The sequence below is a fragment of the Stenotrophomonas sp. YJH_SMC_8 genome, from assembly GCF_059371315.1.
The window spans coordinates 264,133-281,394 of the sequence record NZ_JCAFUL010000002.1 but is presented as its reverse complement, the minus strand read 5'-3'; the positions used below and the strand labels follow the sequence as shown (position 1 = coordinate 281,394).

Genomic DNA, 17,262 nt, shown 5'->3' with positions numbered 1-17,262 from the left:
CATCCTCTGTGGTCAGCGGTTGCGGAAGCGGGTCAGCGCTTCCCATGCGGTACGGACGGCGCCGGCATCCGGGGCCTGTTGCGGCAGCGGGCGGTAGTGCAGGTCAAGCGCCGTCGCATTGCCGAACTTGTCGAACACGTAGATGGCGTTGCCGTGCCGGACGGCGCGTTGTGACCAGCTTTCGACCACCAGTGCGCGCTCGCCTGCGGGTTCGGCCAGCAGATCCTGGCCGGTGCTGAAGTCGCCCAGTGCGTTCTCGCAACCCAGGGCGTGGCGCATCAGGGTCGGCACCCAGTCCTCATGCGAACTGATGCGTGCTTCGTGGCCGCTGCCCTGGCCGGGCCAGTGCAGCACGAACGGCACCTGCAGCTGGTAATCGGAGAAGTTGCCGTTGTGGCCCCAGTAGTTCAGCTTCAGATCGTTGAACTCTTCGGCGTGGTCGCCGGTGACCAGCACGATGGTGTTCTGGTCCAGGCCCTGCGCGCGCAGATCGTCCAGCAGGGTGCCGACGAGGCTGTCGGCGTAATGCACGGCGGTCCGGTAGCGGTTCAGTTCCGGGGCCGGGTCGTGGTCCGGGCCGAACTTGAGGAAGTCGATTTCCTGCGCCATCGGGGTCGCCAGCGGCGGGTAGCCTGCGGGCATGTGGTAGGGCGCATGGGTGGAATCGAGGAAGACGAAGCCGAACCACGGCGTGTGCGCCGCCTGGCTGGCACGGATGTCCTTCTGAAGCGAGGCCACGATGCTGCTGTCACGGCCTTCCGAACCCAGCTCGGACGGGCCCTGGTGCAACTGGTCGCGGACGTCCGCAAATGCAGTGCGGTCGAATTCCGGGCTGTACATCGGCGCGCTGCCGTACAGATGCAGGTCGTACCCCTGCTGCCCCAGCACCTTGAACAGCTGTGAGCCGCGCTGCTCGTCAAGCATGCTTTGCCAGTAGCCGCCCGGCAGGCCGTAGAGCAGGCCGAACAGGCCATAGCGGGTGGCGTTGCCCGTGCTGAAATGGCGGTCGTAGACGCGAGCGGAGGCCGCCAGTGCCGAGGTGTTCGGCATGATCTGCGGGGTAAGCGCATCGTGGCGCAGCGATTCCAGCACGACCATCAGCACGTTCGGTCGCTGTGGGTTCTGGCAGCGCAGCGGCTGCAGCGGATACAGCAGCTGCGCATGGCGCGGATCGGGCAGGCCGACCTGCTGTTCACTGACCACGCCCAGCCTGCGCATGAAGCTCTTGGCGGTGATCGGCTGGGCCCAGGGCAGGTAGTTCCACTGGGCAATCACGTCACGGTCGCCGCGTGCGTCGTAGTAGGCGGTGGCCACCTGGCCGCTCGCCATCAGCAGGGCGGCCACCGCCCAGGCCTGCAGCACCCTGCGGCGGCGGGGCGCGGCCGGCAGCAGCTTCCAGCACGCCCAGGCCAGGATGCCCTCGGCGGTGAAAATGGCCGCCACCAGCAGGCCGGCCTGCACCCAGGTCTTCCACGACAACGCAACCTGGTCCTGCAGGGCGCCGCCGAACACCATGTTCACGACCATGGCATTGAGGTGGAAGCGGTACAGGGTGAACACCTTGGCGTCGACCAGCAGCAGGCACAGCCACAAGCCCTGCAGCAGTACCGCACTGATGCTCAGCGTGCGCGCGCTGCGCGGCCACAGGCCCAGCAGCAGTGGCAGCGCGCCGGCCAGCGCGCCGAAGGCGAGCAGGTGCCCGGGCAGGGCAATCGCGAGATAGGCCAGGCCCTGGTGGCCGCCCGGGTTGTCGTGCAGCGGCACGTTGCCGAGGGTGATCACCGTCGCCAGCAGCGCATTGCCCAGGACGAACAGTGACCACCACGCAAGCCGGCGCCAGCGAAGGGCAGGGCCTGCGGGGGGGAGGGCGATGGCGGCTGGGGCGTCGGGCATGGTGCGTCGGGTCGGGGAGGCGCGGTCGGGGCTTGCGCTGCCAACGTGATGGATTCGTTAAATGTGCGCAGGTCGCGCATTGTATCGATTTGTTTCCGAGGATCGAGTAGCGTCCGCCGGGCGATCTGTCACAATGTTCAGGCGGGCCATGAATGCGCGGGCCCCCCAAGACCCAATGACAAGCCAGGAATCGCTGTGAGCCAGATCCCCACCCTCGACATCACCCGTTTCGACAGCGACCGCGAGGCCTTCGTGGCCGAGCTGGGCGCGGCCTACCGCCAATGGGGATTCGCGGGCATCCGCAACCACGGCATTCCGCAGGCCGACATCGACGCGGCCTACGATGCCTTCAAGGCCTTCTTCGCCCTGCCGGACGAGGTCAAGCGCAAGTACCACGTGGCCGGCAGCGGCGGCGCCCGTGGCTATACCCCGTTTGGTGTGGAAACCGCCAAGGGCTCCAAGCACTTCGACCTGAAGGAGTTCTGGCACATCGGCCGTGAAATCGCCGATGACTCCAAGTACCGTGACGTGATGGCGCCGAACCTGTGGCCGACCGAGGTCGAGGGCTTCCGTGAGCGCGGCTACGGCCTGTACCAGGCGCTGGACAACCTGGGCTCGCGCGTGCTGTCGGCGCTGGCCCTGCACATCGGCCTGCCGGAAGACTTCTTCGCCGACAAGACCAATTTCGGCAACTCGATCCTGCGCCCGATCCACTACCCGCCGATCACCACCGACGACATCCCGAACGTGCGCGCCGGTGCGCATGGCGACATCAACTTCATCACCCTGCTGGTCGGTGCCAGCGCCGCGGGCCTGGAAGTGCAGTCGCACGAGGGCGAGTGGGTGCCGTTCACCTCGGACGCGGACACCATCGTGGTCAACATCGGCGACATGCTGCAGCGCCTGACCAACCATGTGTACCCGTCGACCATCCATCGCGTGGTCAACCCCCCGGGCGAGCTGGCCCGCCAGCCGCGCTACTCGGTGCCGTTCTTCCTGCACCCGAACCCGGATTTCCTGATCGACGTGCTGCCGTCCTGCATCACCCCGGAGAACCCGAGCCGGTACCCGGAGCCGATCACCGCCCACGGCTTCCTCGAGGAACGCCTGCGCGAGATCAAGCTGAAGTAATGAAGAAGCCGCCGAAAGGCGGCTTTTTCATTACGGGTAGCGCCGGGCCATGCCCGGCGAGCGCAGCGGAGGGTGTTCGGCAGGGTTGCACCCTGCACCCGCAGAGGCCAAAGCCAAAGCCAAAGCCAAAGCGGCTCTGGGGTGTTCCGTGGGGAGGCGGGGAGGTGTCGGATGGCGGGGGCGCCGTAAACCCATCCCTGGGGGCTTGGCCGCGGCTTGCTCGTGTGCGCTTTCCTGCGCACACGGCAAGACCGGGGTTGGGCGTCCGGCCCAACCCGCCCGAGGCATGCCTCGGGCCCATGCCGCGGACACCCCGCCATCCGACACCTCCCCGCCTTCGACAGTTTCCCGGTGACGGTTGGCAAATCGTGATTTCCGGTGGGTGTCGACCTTGGTCGACACGGTAGATCCACGCCATGCGTGGATGAGATCTGTCAGATCGAAGCGGGGTAGGGGGCTGGTCCAGCCCGGCAGCCACCCGCAATGCCGCTTTTGCTTTTGATCTTCTTTTTCTTTCCGTGGCGGGCGGAACCGCCGGAATGTGTCAGAGGCCGGGCGGGTGGGGCTGCGCAGGGGCGTGAGCCGCATGGATGCGGCGATCGAGCTTACATGGACGTACTTGCAGCGCCCCCTGCGCAGTCCCACCCGCCCGGCCAGGCCCACCAATCCAACCGGTGCTCTCCTCGACCAACCCCACCCCGCCACGAGGGGCTGCGCCGTTGGCTGAAAATCCATGTAACCGCTTACACGGAAACGGATTTTTGCCGTAACGGGTATCATGACCGGCTGACTTCACACAGGAGCCACCCGCTCATGCGCCGCAAGATCGTCGCCGGAAACTGGAAGCTGCATGGCAGCCGTCAATTCGCCAATGAACTGCTGGGGCAGGTGGCCGCCGGGCTGCCGCTGGACGGGGTGGACGTGGTGATCCTGCCGCCGCTGCCGTACCTGGGTGAACTGGTCGAGGATTTTGGTGACACCGGCCTGGTATTCGGTGCACAGGACGTCAGCAGCAACGAGAAGGGCGCCTACACCGGCGAGGTCTGCGCCGCCATGCTGCACGAGGTCGGTGCGCGCTATGGCCTGGTCGGCCACTCCGAGCGCCGCCAGTACCACCATGAAAGCAGCGAGCTGGTCGCGCGCAAGTTCGCCGCGGCCCTCCATGCCGGCCTGGTGCCGGTGCTGTGCGTGGGTGAGACCCTGGAGCAGCGCGAAGCGGGGCAGACCGAGGCGGTCATCGCCAGCCAGCTGGCACCGGTGCTGGAGCTGGTGGGTGCCGCCGGTTTCGCCCAGGCGGTGGTTGCCTATGAGCCGGTCTGGGCCATCGGTACCGGCCGTACCGCCACCAAGGAACAGGCACAGCAGGTGCACGCGTTCATCCGTGGCGAAGTCGCGCGTATCGATGCTAGAATCGCTGATTCACTGCCCATTGTTTACGGCGGTAGCGTGAAGCCCGACAATGCCGGGGAACTGTTCGCGCAGCCGGATGTCGATGGTGGGCTGGTCGGCGGCGCCTCCCTGGTGGCCGCGGACTTCCTGGCCATCGCAAGGGCGGCGGCCGCGAACTAATCCTAGAAGTATTGTCCGAGGGCGGTTTCCAATGCTGATGTTGATCCTCAATGTCGTCTACGTGCTGGTCGCTGTGGCCATGATCGCGCTGATCCTGATGCAGCGTGGCTCGGGTGCGGCGGCGGGTTCGGGCTTTGGTGCCGGTGCCTCGGGTACGGTGTTCGGTGCGCGTGGCGCCTCGAACTTCCTGTCCAAGTCGACCAAGTGGCTGGCTGTCGTGTTCTTCGGCATCAGCCTCTTCATGGCCTGGTATGCCGGTCATGGCAGCCGTCCGGCGGCCGACCAGGATCTGGGCCTGATGTCCGCCCCGGCGGCGGTCGCTCCGGCGGCTCCGGCAGGCGAATTGCCGGCCGTTCCGAAGGCCGATGCGGTCCCGGCAGCCCCGGTTCCGGCCGCGAATGTGCCGGCTCAGGCGGAATCTTCGGTTTCTGGTGAAGAAAAGCCTTCGGAAGGCTCCCAGAAACACTGAAGCCGGTTACAATACGCGGCGCATCGGGAAGATAGTCTGATGTGATCGTTTGCCCAGGTGGCGGAATTGGTAGACGCACTACCTTGAGGTGGTAGCGACTTAGGTCGTAGGGGTTCGAGTCCCCTCTTGGGCACCATTTGTAAGTAAAGCGGGTTCGCCTGGCGCGCAAGGCGCCAGGTAGATTCCCGTCCACTCCCCCATGCCAAAGCGCCTGCAGGCGCAGCGGCAGAGGCAAGAGAGAATCGCTGTGCTGGCCGAATATTTGCCGTCTCTGCTGTTTCTGATCGTTGCCACCGGTATCGGCATTACGCTGATGCTGGTTGGTCGATTCCTCGGTCCCCGCCGCCCCGATCTGGAAAAGCTGTCGCCGTACGAGTGCGGCTTCGAGGCCTTCGAAGACGCGCGCATGAAGTTCGACGTGCGCTACTACCTGATCGCGATCCAGTTCATCGTCTTCGACCTGGAAATCATCTTCATCGTGCCGTGGACCCAGGTCTTCATGGAGCTGGGCGCCCGTTCGCTCGTCACCATGGGCCTGTTCGTCGGCATGCTGTTCCTCGGTTTCATTTACGTCTGGAAGAAGGGAGCGCTGGAATGGGAGTGATTCAGACTCTCGATGGCCTCATGAACAACCCCACGCCGGAAGGCCGGGTTGATGACATCCTGCGGCCGGAAGGCGACAACCCGCTGCTGGAGAAGGGCTTCGTCACCACCAGCGTCGACGCACTGCTGAACTGGGCGCGCACCGGCTCGATGTGGCCGATGACTTTCGGCCTGGCCTGCTGCGCGGTCGAGATGATGCACGCCGGCGCCGCGCGCCTGGACCTTGACCGCTACGGCGTGGTGTTCCGCCCGTCGCCGCGCCAGTCCGACGTGATGATCGTGGCCGGTACCCTGGTCAACAAGATGGCCCCGGCGCTGCGCAAGGTCTACGACCAGATGCCGGACCCGAAGTGGGTCATCTCGATGGGTAGCTGCGCCAATGGCGGCGGCTATTACCACTACTCCTATTCTGTCGTGCGCGGCTGTGATCGCGTGGTGCCGGTGGACGTCTACGTCCCGGGTTGCCCGCCGACCGCCGAGGCGCTGGTGTACGGGATCCTGCAGCTGCAGAAGAAGATCTGGCGTACACAGACCATCGCCCGCTGACCCTTCCACACTACAAGAGCGCGCCAAGCCCCCATGGCAGAGCAAGCATCCTTCATCGACCGACTCTCCGCACGTTTCGCTGGTGCGAAGGTCATCGTGGTCGAACCCCGCGGCGAAGTGACGCTGGAGGTGCCTGCCGCCGAGTGGCATGCCACCGCGCTGGCGCTGCGTGACGAGTTTGGTTTCGAGCAGGCCGTGGATCTCTGCGGCGTCGACTACCTTGGCTATGGCTCCGACGAATGGGACACCGCCGACGTGTCCTCGCAGGGCTTCAGCCGTGGCGTCGAAGGCAAGGCCCAGGGCCGTTTCGCGTGGGGCGAATTCCCCACCGAGGAAAACGGTGCCGACGGTGCCCGCCCGCAGCACATGCCGACCCAGCGTTTCGCCGTGGTCGCCCAGCTGCGTTCGTACCAGCACAACCTGATGATGCACCTGCGCTGCTTCGCCCCTGACGAAGCACTGCCGGTGGTGTCCTCGCTGACCGGCATCTGGCCGGGCCTGAACTGGTTCGAGCGCGAAGCGTTCGACCTGTACGGCGTGATCTTCGAAGGCCACCCGGACCTGCGCCGGATCCTGACCGACTACGGTTTCGTCGGCCATCCGTTCCGCAAGGACTTCCCGCTGATCGGCAATGTCGAAGTCCGCTACGACGAAGAAAAGAAGCGCGTGATCTACGAACCGGTCACCTCGGTGGAGCCGCGTGTCGGCGTGCCGCGCGTGATCCGTGACGACGCCCGTCTGCAGACCGCAGAAGGCGAGCGCGCGCAGGAGGCAGTGAAGTGAGCGAGTTCCACCAGGCCCGCGAAGCGTTCGCGAGCAATCCGGCCGAAGCACGGCAGGAAATCCGCAACTACACCATGAACTTCGGCCCGCAGCATCCGGCCGCGCACGGCGTGCTACGCCTGATCCTGGAAATGGACGGCGAAACCATCATGCGCGCCGACCCGCACGTGGGTCTGCTGCACCGTGGTACCGAGAAGCTGGCCGAGTCCAAGCCGTTCAACCAGTCGATCGGCTACATGGATCGCCTGGACTACGTGTCGATGATGTGCAACGAGCACGCCTACGTGCGCGCGATCGAGACCCTGATGGGCATCGAGGCGCCGGAGCGTGCGCAGTACATCCGCACCATGTACGACGAAATCACCCGCATCCTCAACCACCTGATGTGGCTGGGCTCCAACGCGCTCGACCTGGGTGCGATGGCGGTGATGCTGTACGCCTTCCGCGAGCGCGAAGAGCTGATGGACTGCTACGAAGCGGTCTCGGGCGCGCGCATGCACGCGGCGTACTACCGTCCGGGCGGTGTCTACCGCGACCTGCCGGACCACATGCCGAAGTACAAGGAATCGCGCTGGCACAAGGGCAAGGCGCTGAAGCAGCTCAATGCTTCGCGCGAAGGCTCGCTGCTGGACTTCCTGGAAAACTTCACCGTCGAGTTCCCCAAGCGCATCGACGAATACGAAACCCTGCTGACCGACAACCGCATCTGGAAGCAGCGTACCGTCGGCATCGGCGTGGTCACTCCGGAACTGGCGCACCAGTGGGGCATGACCGGCGTGATGCTGCGCGGCTCGGGCGTTGCCTGGGACCTGCGCAAGAAGCGCCCGTACGCCAAGTACGATGCCGTCGATTTCGACATCCCGCTGGGCAAGGAAGGCGACTGCTACGACCGTTACCTGGTCCGCGTTGCCGAAATGCGCGAATCCAACCGCATCATCAAGCAGTGCGTGGCGTGGCTGAAGGCCAACCCGGGCCCGGTGATGGTGAAGAACTTCAAGGTCGCTCCGCCCAAGCGCGAGGACATGAAGGACGACATGGAAGCGCTGATCCACCACTTCAAGCTGTTCAGCGAAGGCTACTGCGTGCCGGCCGGCGAGACCTACGCGGCGGTGGAAGCCCCGAAGGGCGAGTTCGGCTGCTACCTGGTCTCCGATGGCGCCAACAAGCCCTTCCGCGTGCACCTGCGCGCACCGGGCTTCGCCCACCTGTCCTCGATCGATTCGATCGTGCGCGGCCACATGCTGGCCGACGTGGTGGCGATGATCGGTACCTACGACCTGGTGTTCGGCGAGGTTGACCGGTAATGCCGTCCGCCACGCCAACGCCCGCTGCAGGCAGCCGGCGCAAGCCGGCGCCGCAGTTTCTGGAATTTCACGTTATGCATTTCGCTGAGGTCGGCCGATGAAGGCGACAGGTAATTTCGAGGCGGCGCGCGACGTCGACCCGATGGTGGTGCTGAGCGACAAGACCCGCGCTCACATCGATCACTGGCTGTCCAAGTTCCCGCCGGACCGCAAGCGCTCTGCCGTGCTGCAGGGCCTGCATGCGGCCCAGGAGCAGAACCAGGGCTGGCTGACCGACGAACTGATCGCCGGCGTGGCCAAGTACCTGGACCTGCCGCCGGTGTGGGCCTACGAGGTCGCCAGCTTCTACTCGATGTTCGAGACCGAGAAGGTGGGCCGCAACAACGTGGCCATCTGCACCAACATCAGCTGCTGGCTCAATGGCGCCGAGGACATCGTGCGCCATTGCGAGAAGAAGCTGGGCATCAAGCACGGTGAATCGACCCCGGACGGCCGCGTCTACCTCAAGCGCGAGGAAGAGTGCCTGGCCGGCTGCGGTGGCGCGCCGATGATGGTCATCAACGGTCACTACCATGAGCGTCTGACCCTGGAAAAGGTCGACGAGCTGCTGGACGGGCTGGAGTAAGGGCATGGCACATCACCACGAATCCAAGGGTCCGGTCGGCCCCGCGCCGCTGCCGCACCAGGTGGTCTACACCACCCTGCATTACGACACCCCGTGGTCGTACGAAAGCTACCTGAAGACCGGTGGCTACGCCGCCCTGCGCAAGATCCTCGAAGAGAAGATCCCGCCGGAGCAGGTCATCGAGATGGTCAAGGCCTCGGGCCTGCGCGGCCGCGGTGGCGCGGGCTTCCCGACCGGCCTGAAGTGGTCCTTCATGCCCAAGGGCAACATGCAGAAGTACATCCTCTGCAACTCGGACGAATCCGAGCCGGGCACCTGCAAGGACCGCGACATCCTGCGCTACAACCCGCATTCGGTGGTGGAAGGCATGGCGATCGCCTGCTACGCCACCGGTTCGACCGTGGGCTACAACTACCTGCGCGGTGAATTCCACCACGAGCCGTTCGAGCACTTCGAGCAGGCCCTGGCCGACGCCTATGCGAACGGCTGGCTGGGCAAGAACGTGATGGGCTCGGGCGTGGACATCGACATCTACGGTGCGCTGGGCGCCGGCGCCTACATCTGCGGCGAAGAAACCGCGCTGATGGAATCGCTGGAAGGCAAGAAGGGCCAGCCGCGCTACAAGCCGCCGTTCCCGGCCAACTTCGGCCTGTACGGCAAGCCGTCGACGATCAACAACACCGAAACCTACGGTTCGGTGCCGGCGATCATCCGCAACGGTCCGGAGTGGTTCAAGGGCCTGAGCCTGACCGCCAACGGCGGCCCGAAGTGCTTCTCGGTGTCCGGCTGCGTGCAGAACGGTGGCAACTTCGAAGTGCCGCTGGGTACCAAATTCCACGACCTGCTGGAAATGGCAGGTGGCCTGCGTCCGGGCCGCACGCTGAAGGGCGCGATCCCGGGCGGCGTGTCGATGCCGGTGCTGACCGCGGCCGAGCTGAAGGACCTGCCGATGGACTACGACACCATCCGTGCACTGGGCTCCGGCCTGGGTTCGGGTGCGATCGTGGTGCTCGACGACAGCGTGTGCTGCGTCAAGTTCGCCTGCCGCATCAGCCAGTTCTTCCACAAGGAATCCTGCGGCCAGTGCACCCCGTGCCGTGAAGGTACCGGCTGGATGCACCGCGTGCTGGAGCGCATCGTCGCCGGCAAGGCCACGATGGAAGACCTGCACCAGCTGAAGGCAGTGGCCGGCCAGATCGAAGGCCATACCATCTGTGCGTTCGGCGAAGCGGCTGCATGGCCCATCCAGGGCTTCCTGCGCCAGTTCTGGGACGAGTTCGAGTACTACATCGTCAACGGTCATTCGATGGTTGACGGCAAGAAGGTGGAGGCAGCCGCTGCATGAGCGCGCAACCCGTAAATCCGAGCGTCCCACCCGATCACGTCACCATCGAGATCGATGGCAAGTCGCTGGTCGTGCCCAAGGGCTCGATGATCATCCAGGCCGCCGACAAGGCCGGCATCTCCATTCCGCGCTTCTGCTACCACGAGAAGCTGCCGATCGCCGCCAACTGCCGCATGTGCCTGGTGGACGTGGAGAAGTCGCCGAAGCCGGCACCCGCCTGCGCTACCCCGGTGATGGACGGCATGAAGGTCGCCACCCGCAGCGAAAAGGCACTGAAGTTCCAGCGCTCGGTGATGGAGTTCCTGCTCATCAACCACCCGCTGGACTGCCCGATCTGCGACCAGGGCGGCGAGTGCGAGCTGCAGGACGTGTCGCTGGGCTATGGCCGTTCGGTCAGCCGCTTCAATGAGCGCAAGCGCGTGGTGCCGGACGAGGACATGGGTCCGCTGGTCGCCACCGAGATGACCCGTTGCATCCAGTGCACCCGCTGCGTCCGCTTCACCGCCGACGTTGCCGGTACCTACGAGCTGGGTGGCATGTACCGCGGTGAGAACCTGCAGATCGGTACCTTCGACGGCAAGCCGCTGACCACCGAGCTGTCCGGCAACGTCGTCGACGTCTGCCCGGTCGGCGCGCTGACCAACAAGGTGTTCCAGTTCCGCGCCCGCCCGTGGGAACTGACCGCGCGCGAGTCGCTGGGTTACCACGACGCGATGGGTTCGAACCTGTTCCTGCACGTGCGTCGCGGCGAAGTGCTGCGCACCGTGCCGCGCGACAACGAAGCCGTGAACGAGTGCTGGCTGTCCGACCGTGACCGCTACTCGCACCAGGGCCTGTACAGCGAAGACCGTGCGGTCAAGCCGCTGCGCAAGGTCAATGGCGAGTGGAAGGAAGTGAGCTGGGCCGAAGGCCTGGCCGCGGCCGCCGAGATCCTCAAGGCGAACCAGGGCGACAACCTGGGCGTGCTGGTGCACCCGTCCACCTCGAACGAGGAAGGCGCGCTGCTGGCCCGCCTGGCCAAGGGCCTGGGCTCGAGCAACATCGATCACCGCATCAACAACCGCGATTTCTCCGACGCCGCAACCGCCGAAGTGTTCGGCCTGCCGTTGGCCGAAATCGAAGGCGCCGACCGCATCGTCGTTCTGGGCAGCAACATCCGCCACGAACTGCCGCTGCTGCACGCCCGCCTGCGCAAGGCGCAGACCACCAAGGGCGCGAAGATCCACGTCGTCAACCCGGTGGACTTCGACTTCGCCTTCAGCATTGCCGGCAAGCAGATCGTCGCCCCGTCGAAGTTCGTCGACGCGCTGGCCAACGCCGAGCTGCGTTCGGCAGTGCAGGGCGGCAACAACACCGTGCTGATCGTCGGTGGCATCGCCGAGAACCACCCGCAGGCTGCCGCGATCCGCGCCGCTGCGCGTGAGTTCGCCGCCGCCACCGGTGCCAAGCTGTGCCGCATCCCGCAGGGCGCCAATGCCGTGGGCCTGACCCGCGCCGGCGTGCTGCCGGCCGGCAAGGACGTCGCCGCGATGCTGGCGCAGCCGCGCCAGGCCTACGTGGTCTACGGCCTGGAGCCGGGCCTGGACTTCGCCGATGCCCCGGCCGCGCGCAAGGCACTGGTCGGTGCCCAGGTGGTGGCCTTCAGCCAGTTCGCCTGCGTGTCCACCCGCGACGTCGCCGACGTCATCCTGCCGATCGGTGCACTGCCGGAAATCGACGCCACCCTGACCAACCTCGATGGTCGCGAGCAGTCGGCCCGTGCCGGCGGCAAGCTGCCGGGCGAGGCCCGTGAAGGCTGGCGCGTGCTGCGTGCGCTGGGCGGCGAAATGGCGCTGACCGGTTTCGACTTCATCGACCTGGCCGGCCTGCGTGCCAGCCTGGCCCCGGTGTCGGTCACCGTTGCCGCTTCGGCGCAGCCGGCGGTTGCCGGTGAAGGCCTGGAAGTGGCTTCGACCGCCGCGATCTACCGCACCGATGCGGTGGTCCGTCGCGCGCCGGCGCTGCAGTCGCATCCGCTGAACAACGCCCCGCGCATCGTGCTGAACGCTGAAGATGCCGCTCGCCTGCAGCTGCAGGAAGGGCAGATGGCCAAGGTCGGCACCGATGCCGGCAAGGCCACCCTGCCGGTGGTGGTCGACGCCCGCGTCGCTGCGGGTTCGGTCTGGATTGAATCGGGCCACGGCGCGACCGCGCCGCTGGGTGCCGCTCGCGTATCGGTGGTGGCTGCATGAACGAATTGCTGTTGAACGCGGTCGACCCGCTGCACCAGTGGCTGCTTGGCCTCGGTGATATCGGCGCGCTGATCTGGATCATCCTGAAGATCCTGGTGATCACCGTGCCGGTGATCATCTCGGTGGCCTTCTACGTGGTCTGGGAACGCAAGCTGATCGGCTGGATGCACGTCCGCCACGGCCCGATGTACGTGGGCATGGGCATCTTCCAGGCCTTCGCCGACGTCTTCAAGCTGCTGTTCAAGGAAGTGGTCCAGCCGAGCAGTGCCAACAAGGCGATCTACCTGCTGGCCCCGCTGATCACCCTGGCCCCGGCCTTCGCGGCCTGGTCGGTGGTGCCTTTCGATTCGCAGATCGTGCTGTCCAACGCCAACGCTGGCCTGCTGTACCTGCTGGCGATGACCTCGCTGGGCATCTACGGCATCATCCTGGCCGGTTGGGCGTCCAACTCGAAGTACGCGTTCCTGGGTGCGATGCGCGCCTCGGCGCAGATGATCAGCTACGAAATCGCCATGGGCTTCGCCCTGGTCGGCGTGATGATTGCCGCTGGCAGCCTGAACCTGAGCAACATCGTGATGGCGCAGGCCGGCAGCTCCGGCTTCTTCGACTGGTTCCTGCTGCCGCTGTTCCCGCTGTTCGTCATCTACTGGGTGTCGGGCGTGGCTGAAACCAACCGCGCGCCGTTCGACGTGGTGGAAGGCGAGTCGGAAATCGTGGCCGGCCACATGGTCGAGTACTCCGGCGGTGCCTTCGCCCTGTTCTTCCTGGCCGAATACGCGAACATGATCCTGATCAGCTTCCTGATCTCGATCTTCTTCCTCGGCGGCTGGCTGAGCCCGGTCCAGGGCTGGGTCAACTTCGGCGATGTCTCGCCGCTGGTCGACTGGATCTGGAAGGGCGGTGCACCGTGGCTGTTCGTCAAGGTGTTCTTCTTCGCCAGTGCCTACATCTGGTTCCGTGCCAGCTTCCCGCGCTTCCGCTATGACCAGATCATGCGCCTGGGCTGGAAGGTCTTCATCCCGCTGGCCATTCTGTGGATCGCGGTTACCGCCGTCATGGTGTTCTTCGGCGTGATTCAAAAGGGCGTCTAAGTGATGAACAGGATTACCCATTACTTCAAGAGCCTGCTGCTGCTCGAACTGCTGGCCGGTCTTTGGCTGACGCTGAAGTACAGCTTCAAGCCGAAGTACACGATGATGTACCCGATGGAGAAGTTCCCGCAGTCGCCGCGCTTCCGTGGCCTGCACGCACTGCGCCGTTATCCCAACGGCGAAGAGCGCTGCATTGCCTGCAAGCTGTGTGAAGCGGTGTGCCCGGCCCTGGCCATCACCATCGACTCGGCCAAGCGCGAGGACGGCACCCGCCGCACCACCCGCTACGACATCGACCTGTTCAAGTGCATCTTCTGCGGCTTCTGCGAAGAAAGCTGCCCGGTGGACTCGATCGTCGAAACCCACATCCTCGAGTACCACTTCGAGAACCGTGGCGAAAACATCGTTACCAAGCCGCAGCTGCTGGCCCTTGGCGATCGTCTCGAAAACGAGATCGCCGAGCGTCGTGCCGCCGATGCCGCTTACCGCTGAGGTCGAGAGATGGATTGGGTAAATATCGCTTTCTGGGTGTTCGCCATCGCGGCAACGGTTTCGGCCGGTGCGGTGATCAGCGTGCGCAACCCGGTGCATGCAGTGCTGTGCCTGGTGCTGACCTTCTTCTCCATTGCCTGCGTGTGGCTGCTGGTGGGCGCCGAGTTCCTCGGCGTGGCGCTGGTGCTGGTCTACGTCGGCGCGGTGATGGTGCTGTTCCTGTTCGTGGTGATGATGCTGGACATCGATCCCACCAAGATGCGTGAAGGCTGGGTGCGCTACCTGCCGGTCGGTCTGATCGTGGCGGTGGCGATGCTGGTGCAGATGCTGATCCTGATCGGCGTGAAGGGCAGGGCGGTCAACCCGTTCCCGGCCGACAACGCCGCTGCGGTCGCTGCCGACAGCTCCAACGTCACCTGGCTGGCGCGCACGCTGTTCACCGAATACCTGCTGCCGTTCGAGTTCGCCGCCGTCATCCTGACCGTGGCCGTGGTCGCCGCCGTGATGCTGACCCTGCGCCGCCGTACCGGCGTGAAGAGCCAGAACCCGGGTGAGCAGACCATGGTCAAGGCCGACCAGCGCCTGCGCATGGTCAAGATGGGCGCCGAAGCACCGGTCGTGCACAGCAACAGCAAGCCGGCCACCGGCGAGGAGACCCAGCCGTGATTACCCTTGGCCACATGCTTGCGCTGGGCGCGGTGCTGTTCGCCATCAGCCTGGCCGGCATCTTCCTCAACCGGAAGAACGTCATCGTCCTGCTGATGTCGATCGAGCTGATGCTGCTGTCGGTGAACATCAATTTCGTCGGATTCTCGCGTCAGCTGGGCGATCCGTCCGGCCAGCTGTTCGTGTTCTTCATCCTGACCGTCGCCGCCGCGGAAGCCGCCATCGGCCTGGCGATCCTGGTGACCCTGTTCCGTACCCGCCGCACGATCAATGTCGGCGAAGTCGATTCGCTGAAGGGCTGATCCACAGATGGAAATCACTCTCTCCAAGAGTCTGTTGATCGCAGTGGTGCTTGCACCGCTGTTCGGCAGCATCATCGCCGGCCTGTTCGGTCGCCAGGTCAAGCGCTTCGGCGCGCAGACCATCACCATCCTCGGCGTCGCGGTAGCCTGCGGCCTGTCGATGTACACGTTCTACCAGCTGATGTGGGGCGGCGCGCAGCCGTTCAACCAGAACATCTACACGTTCTTCGAGGTTGGCCAGTACTCGGCCCACGTCGGCTTCATGGTCGACAAGCTGACCGCGATGATGATGGTGGTGGTGACCTTCGTGTCGCTGCTGGTCCACATCTACACGATCGGCTACATGCAGGACGATCCGGGCTACCAGCGGTTCTTCAGCTACATCTCGCTGTTCACCTTCTCGATGCTCACCCTGGTGATGAGCAACAACTTCCTGCAGCTGTTCTTCGGCTGGGAAGCGGTGGGCCTGGTGTCGTACCTGCTGATCGGCTTCTGGTTCAAGCGCCCGACCGCGATCTTCGCCAACATGAAGGCGTTCCTGGTCAACCGCGTCGGTGACTTCGGCTTCCTGCTGGGCATCGCCGGCGTGCTGTGGGTGTTCGGCACCCTGGACTACTCGCAGGTGTTCTCGCAGGCCGGCATGCTGGCCGACCCGCGCGCCCAGCTGCAGATCTGGGACGGCACGATCCTGGGCATGCAGCTGCTGAACGAGCCGGTGATCTGGTCGATCGCCACCGTCATCTGCATCTGCCTGTTCATCGGCGCCATGGGCAAGTCGGCCCAGGTCCCGCTGCACGTGTGGCTGCCGGACTCGATGGAAGGCCCGACCCCGATCTCGGCACTGATCCACGCCGCGACGATGGTGACCGCCGGTATCTTCATGGTCACCCGCATGTCGCCGCTGTTCGAGCTGTCGCAGACCGCGCTGAACTTCGTGCTGTTCATCGGTGCCACCACCGCGTTCTTCACCGGCCTGATCGGCATCGTGCAGAACGACATCAAGCGCGTCGTCGCGTACTCCACGCTGTCGCAGCTGGGCTACATGACCGTCGCCCTGGGCGTGTCGGCCTACTCGGCCGCCGTGTTCCACCTGATGACCCACGCCTTCTTCAAGGCCCTGCTGTTCCTGGGCGCCGGCTCGGTCATCATCGCGATGCACCATGAGCAGGACATGCGCAAGATGGGCGGCCTGCGCAAGTACATGCCGATCACCTTCATCACCATGTGGATCGGTACGCTGGCCCTGGTCGGCACGCCGTTCTTCTCCGGCTTCTACTCGAAGGACACCATCATCGAGGCGGCCGAAATCCACGCCCACATGCAGAACAGCTGGGTGGCCACCTATGGCTACTGGGCGGTGCTGGGTGGCGTGCTGGTGACCAGCTTCTACAGCTTCCGCCTGCTGTTCATGACCTTCCATGGCAAGGAACGCTTCCGCGACGCGCATGACGCTCATGGCGACGGCCATGCAGATGGGCACGCGGGCCATGACCATGACGATCACCACGCCGCCGACGCGCACCATGCCGACGCCCATCACGGCGATGCGCATGACGACCACGGCCATGGCCACGGTCCGCATGAGCCGCACGAAACCCCGTGGGTAGTGACCCTGCCGCTGATCCTGCTGGCCATCCCGTCGATCGCCATCGGTTTCTTCAGCATCGGTCCGATGCTGCACGGCACCGACTGGGCCGGCCACCATGCGCACGAGGCGATCAAGGGCCAGGCACAGACGTTCTTCACCGGCATCGTCGACTTCTACGATCCGGCCAAGAACACCGTCGCGTTCCTGGGTGAAGAGTTCCATGGCCCGGTCGCGTTCGCGCTGCACGGCATGATGCTGCCGCCGTTCTGGCTGACCCTGGCGGGCTTCCTGCTGGCCGCGCTGTTCTACCTGTGGAAGCCGGACCTGTCGGGCAAGGCGCGCAAGACCTTCGCCCCGATCGTTTCGGTGCTGGAAAACAAGTACGGCTTCGACAAGCTGTGGATCGATGGCCTTGCCGGCGGCAGCGTCAAGCTGGGCAGGGTCTCGCGCTGGATCGACAGCAATATCGTCGACGGCGTGGTCAATCTCTCGGCACGTGTTGTGGACGTCGCAGCCGGCGTGCTGCGTCGTACCCAATCCGGTTTCCTCTATCACTACGCCTTCGCGATGATCATCGGCCTGATTGCCCTGCTGGGCGTGCTGATGCATTACCTGCGTTGATGA

The 17,262-nt window shown here is 65.1% G+C and carries 16 protein-coding genes and 1 tRNA gene; 16 read left to right on the top strand and 1 reads right to left on the bottom strand.

The window, feature by feature from the left end; translation table 11 throughout:
• Window positions 1-12: 12 nt before the first annotated feature.
• Window positions 13-1,893, bottom strand: a complete 1,881-nt coding sequence (locus AC5P88_RS03260) for a DUF3413 domain-containing protein (protein WP_495224285.1) — start codon at window positions 1,891-1,893, stop codon at window positions 13-15.
• 195 nt (window positions 1,894-2,088) lie between these two features.
• On the opposite strand from AC5P88_RS03260, the gene AC5P88_RS03255 reads away from it, so the two are divergent.
• From AC5P88_RS03255 to nuoL, 16 genes are all read left to right on the top strand, one after another.
• Window positions 2,089-3,024: an isopenicillin N synthase family dioxygenase gene (locus AC5P88_RS03255; RefSeq protein ID WP_106548827.1), complete on the top strand. Its 936-nt coding sequence runs from the start codon at window positions 2,089-2,091 to the stop codon at window positions 3,022-3,024.
• Window positions 3,025-3,837: 813 nt separating this feature from the next.
• The gene (tpiA, locus tag AC5P88_RS03250) at window positions 3,838-4,593 is read left to right on the top strand and encodes a triose-phosphate isomerase (protein ID WP_106548826.1); all 756 of its coding nucleotides are present in this window, start codon (window positions 3,838-3,840) and stop codon (window positions 4,591-4,593) included.
• 31 nt (window positions 4,594-4,624) lie between these two features.
• Window positions 4,625-5,062 (top strand): preprotein translocase subunit SecG, encoded by a 438-nt coding sequence (gene secG / locus AC5P88_RS03245; RefSeq protein ID WP_005410465.1) that lies wholly within the window; start codon window positions 4,625-4,627, stop codon window positions 5,060-5,062.
• A gap of 51 nt (window positions 5,063-5,113) precedes the next feature.
• Window positions 5,114-5,198: transfer RNA gene (locus tag AC5P88_RS03240), tRNA-Leu, on the top strand.
• Window positions 5,199-5,309: 111 nt separating this feature from the next.
• Window positions 5,310-5,666, top strand: coding sequence for an NADH-quinone oxidoreductase subunit A (locus AC5P88_RS03235; protein WP_005414075.1), 357 nt, complete (start codon window positions 5,310-5,312; stop codon window positions 5,664-5,666).
• Complete coding sequence (locus AC5P88_RS03230) at window positions 5,657-6,211, top strand: NuoB/complex I 20 kDa subunit family protein (protein WP_005410463.1); 555 nt, start codon at window positions 5,657-5,659, stop codon at window positions 6,209-6,211. Before AC5P88_RS03235 ends, AC5P88_RS03230 begins: the two co-directional genes overlap by 10 nt.
• Window positions 6,212-6,244: 33 nt before the next feature.
• Window positions 6,245-6,994, top strand: a complete 750-nt coding sequence (locus AC5P88_RS03225) for an NADH-quinone oxidoreductase subunit C (protein ID WP_005410462.1) — start codon at window positions 6,245-6,247, stop codon at window positions 6,992-6,994.
• Window positions 6,991-8,298 carry an NADH-quinone oxidoreductase subunit D gene (locus AC5P88_RS03220; protein ID WP_495224283.1) on the top strand — a complete coding sequence of 436 codons (1,308 nt, stop codon included), beginning with the start codon at window positions 6,991-6,993 and terminating at the stop codon, window positions 8,296-8,298. Before AC5P88_RS03225 ends, AC5P88_RS03220 begins: the two co-directional genes overlap by 4 nt.
• 97 nt (window positions 8,299-8,395) lie before the next feature.
• On the top strand, window positions 8,396-8,923 hold the full coding sequence (nuoE, locus tag AC5P88_RS03215; protein ID WP_005410460.1) for an NADH-quinone oxidoreductase subunit NuoE: 528 nt from the start codon (window positions 8,396-8,398) through the stop codon (window positions 8,921-8,923).
• Between the two features lie 4 nt (window positions 8,924-8,927).
• Window positions 8,928-10,268: an NADH-quinone oxidoreductase subunit NuoF gene (nuoF, locus tag AC5P88_RS03210; RefSeq protein ID WP_005410459.1), complete on the top strand. Its 1,341-nt coding sequence runs from the start codon at window positions 8,928-8,930 to the stop codon at window positions 10,266-10,268.
• Window positions 10,265-12,499 (top strand): NADH-quinone oxidoreductase subunit NuoG, encoded by a 2,235-nt coding sequence (gene nuoG, locus AC5P88_RS03205; RefSeq protein WP_495224282.1) that lies wholly within the window; start codon window positions 10,265-10,267, stop codon window positions 12,497-12,499. Before nuoF ends, nuoG begins: the two co-directional genes overlap by 4 nt.
• Complete coding sequence (nuoH, locus tag AC5P88_RS03200; protein ID WP_005410457.1) at window positions 12,496-13,590, top strand: NADH-quinone oxidoreductase subunit NuoH; 1,095 nt, start codon at window positions 12,496-12,498, stop codon at window positions 13,588-13,590. Before nuoG ends, nuoH begins: the two co-directional genes overlap by 4 nt.
• A gap of 3 nt (window positions 13,591-13,593) precedes the next feature.
• On the top strand, window positions 13,594-14,082 hold the full coding sequence (gene nuoI / locus AC5P88_RS03195) for an NADH-quinone oxidoreductase subunit NuoI (protein ID WP_005410456.1): 489 nt from the start codon (window positions 13,594-13,596) through the stop codon (window positions 14,080-14,082).
• A gap of 9 nt (window positions 14,083-14,091) precedes the next feature.
• A complete protein-coding gene (locus AC5P88_RS03190) occupies window positions 14,092-14,748 on the top strand; it encodes an NADH-quinone oxidoreductase subunit J (RefSeq protein WP_495224281.1) in 657 nt (218 codons plus the stop codon).
• Window positions 14,745-15,050, top strand: a complete 306-nt coding sequence (nuoK, locus tag AC5P88_RS03185) for an NADH-quinone oxidoreductase subunit NuoK (protein WP_005410454.1) — start codon at window positions 14,745-14,747, stop codon at window positions 15,048-15,050. Before AC5P88_RS03190 ends, nuoK begins: the two co-directional genes overlap by 4 nt.
• Before the next feature lie 7 nt (window positions 15,051-15,057).
• Window positions 15,058-17,259, top strand: a complete 2,202-nt coding sequence (gene nuoL / locus AC5P88_RS03180; protein WP_495224280.1) for an NADH-quinone oxidoreductase subunit L — start codon at window positions 15,058-15,060, stop codon at window positions 17,257-17,259.
• Window positions 17,260-17,262 lie beyond the last annotated feature (3 nt).

Bases quoted from the DNA above. Each gene is read 5' to 3' on its own strand.
- AC5P88_RS03260 (WP_495224285.1), bottom strand. From the start codon at position 1,893: ATGCCCGACGCCCCAGCCGCCATCGCCCTCCCCCCCGCAGGCCCTGCC.
- tpiA (WP_106548826.1), top strand. From the start codon at position 3,838: ATGCGCCGCAAGATCGTCGCCGGAAACTGGAAGCTGCATGGCAGCCGT.
- secG (WP_005410465.1), top strand. From the start codon at position 4,625: ATGCTGATGTTGATCCTCAATGTCGTCTACGTGCTGGTCGCTGTGGCC.
- AC5P88_RS03230 (WP_005410463.1), top strand. From the start codon at position 5,657: ATGGGAGTGATTCAGACTCTCGATGGCCTCATGAACAACCCCACGCCG.
- AC5P88_RS03225 (WP_005410462.1), top strand. From the start codon at position 6,245: ATGGCAGAGCAAGCATCCTTCATCGACCGACTCTCCGCACGTTTCGCT.
- nuoE (WP_005410460.1), top strand. From the start codon at position 8,396: ATGAAGGCGACAGGTAATTTCGAGGCGGCGCGCGACGTCGACCCGATG.
- nuoF (WP_005410459.1), top strand. From the start codon at position 8,928: ATGGCACATCACCACGAATCCAAGGGTCCGGTCGGCCCCGCGCCGCTG.
- nuoG (WP_495224282.1), top strand. From the start codon at position 10,265: ATGAGCGCGCAACCCGTAAATCCGAGCGTCCCACCCGATCACGTCACC.
- nuoH (WP_005410457.1), top strand. From the start codon at position 12,496: ATGAACGAATTGCTGTTGAACGCGGTCGACCCGCTGCACCAGTGGCTG.
- nuoI (WP_005410456.1), top strand. From the start codon at position 13,594: ATGAACAGGATTACCCATTACTTCAAGAGCCTGCTGCTGCTCGAACTG.
- AC5P88_RS03190 (WP_495224281.1), top strand. From the start codon at position 14,092: ATGGATTGGGTAAATATCGCTTTCTGGGTGTTCGCCATCGCGGCAACG.
- nuoL (WP_495224280.1), top strand. From the start codon at position 15,058: ATGGAAATCACTCTCTCCAAGAGTCTGTTGATCGCAGTGGTGCTTGCA.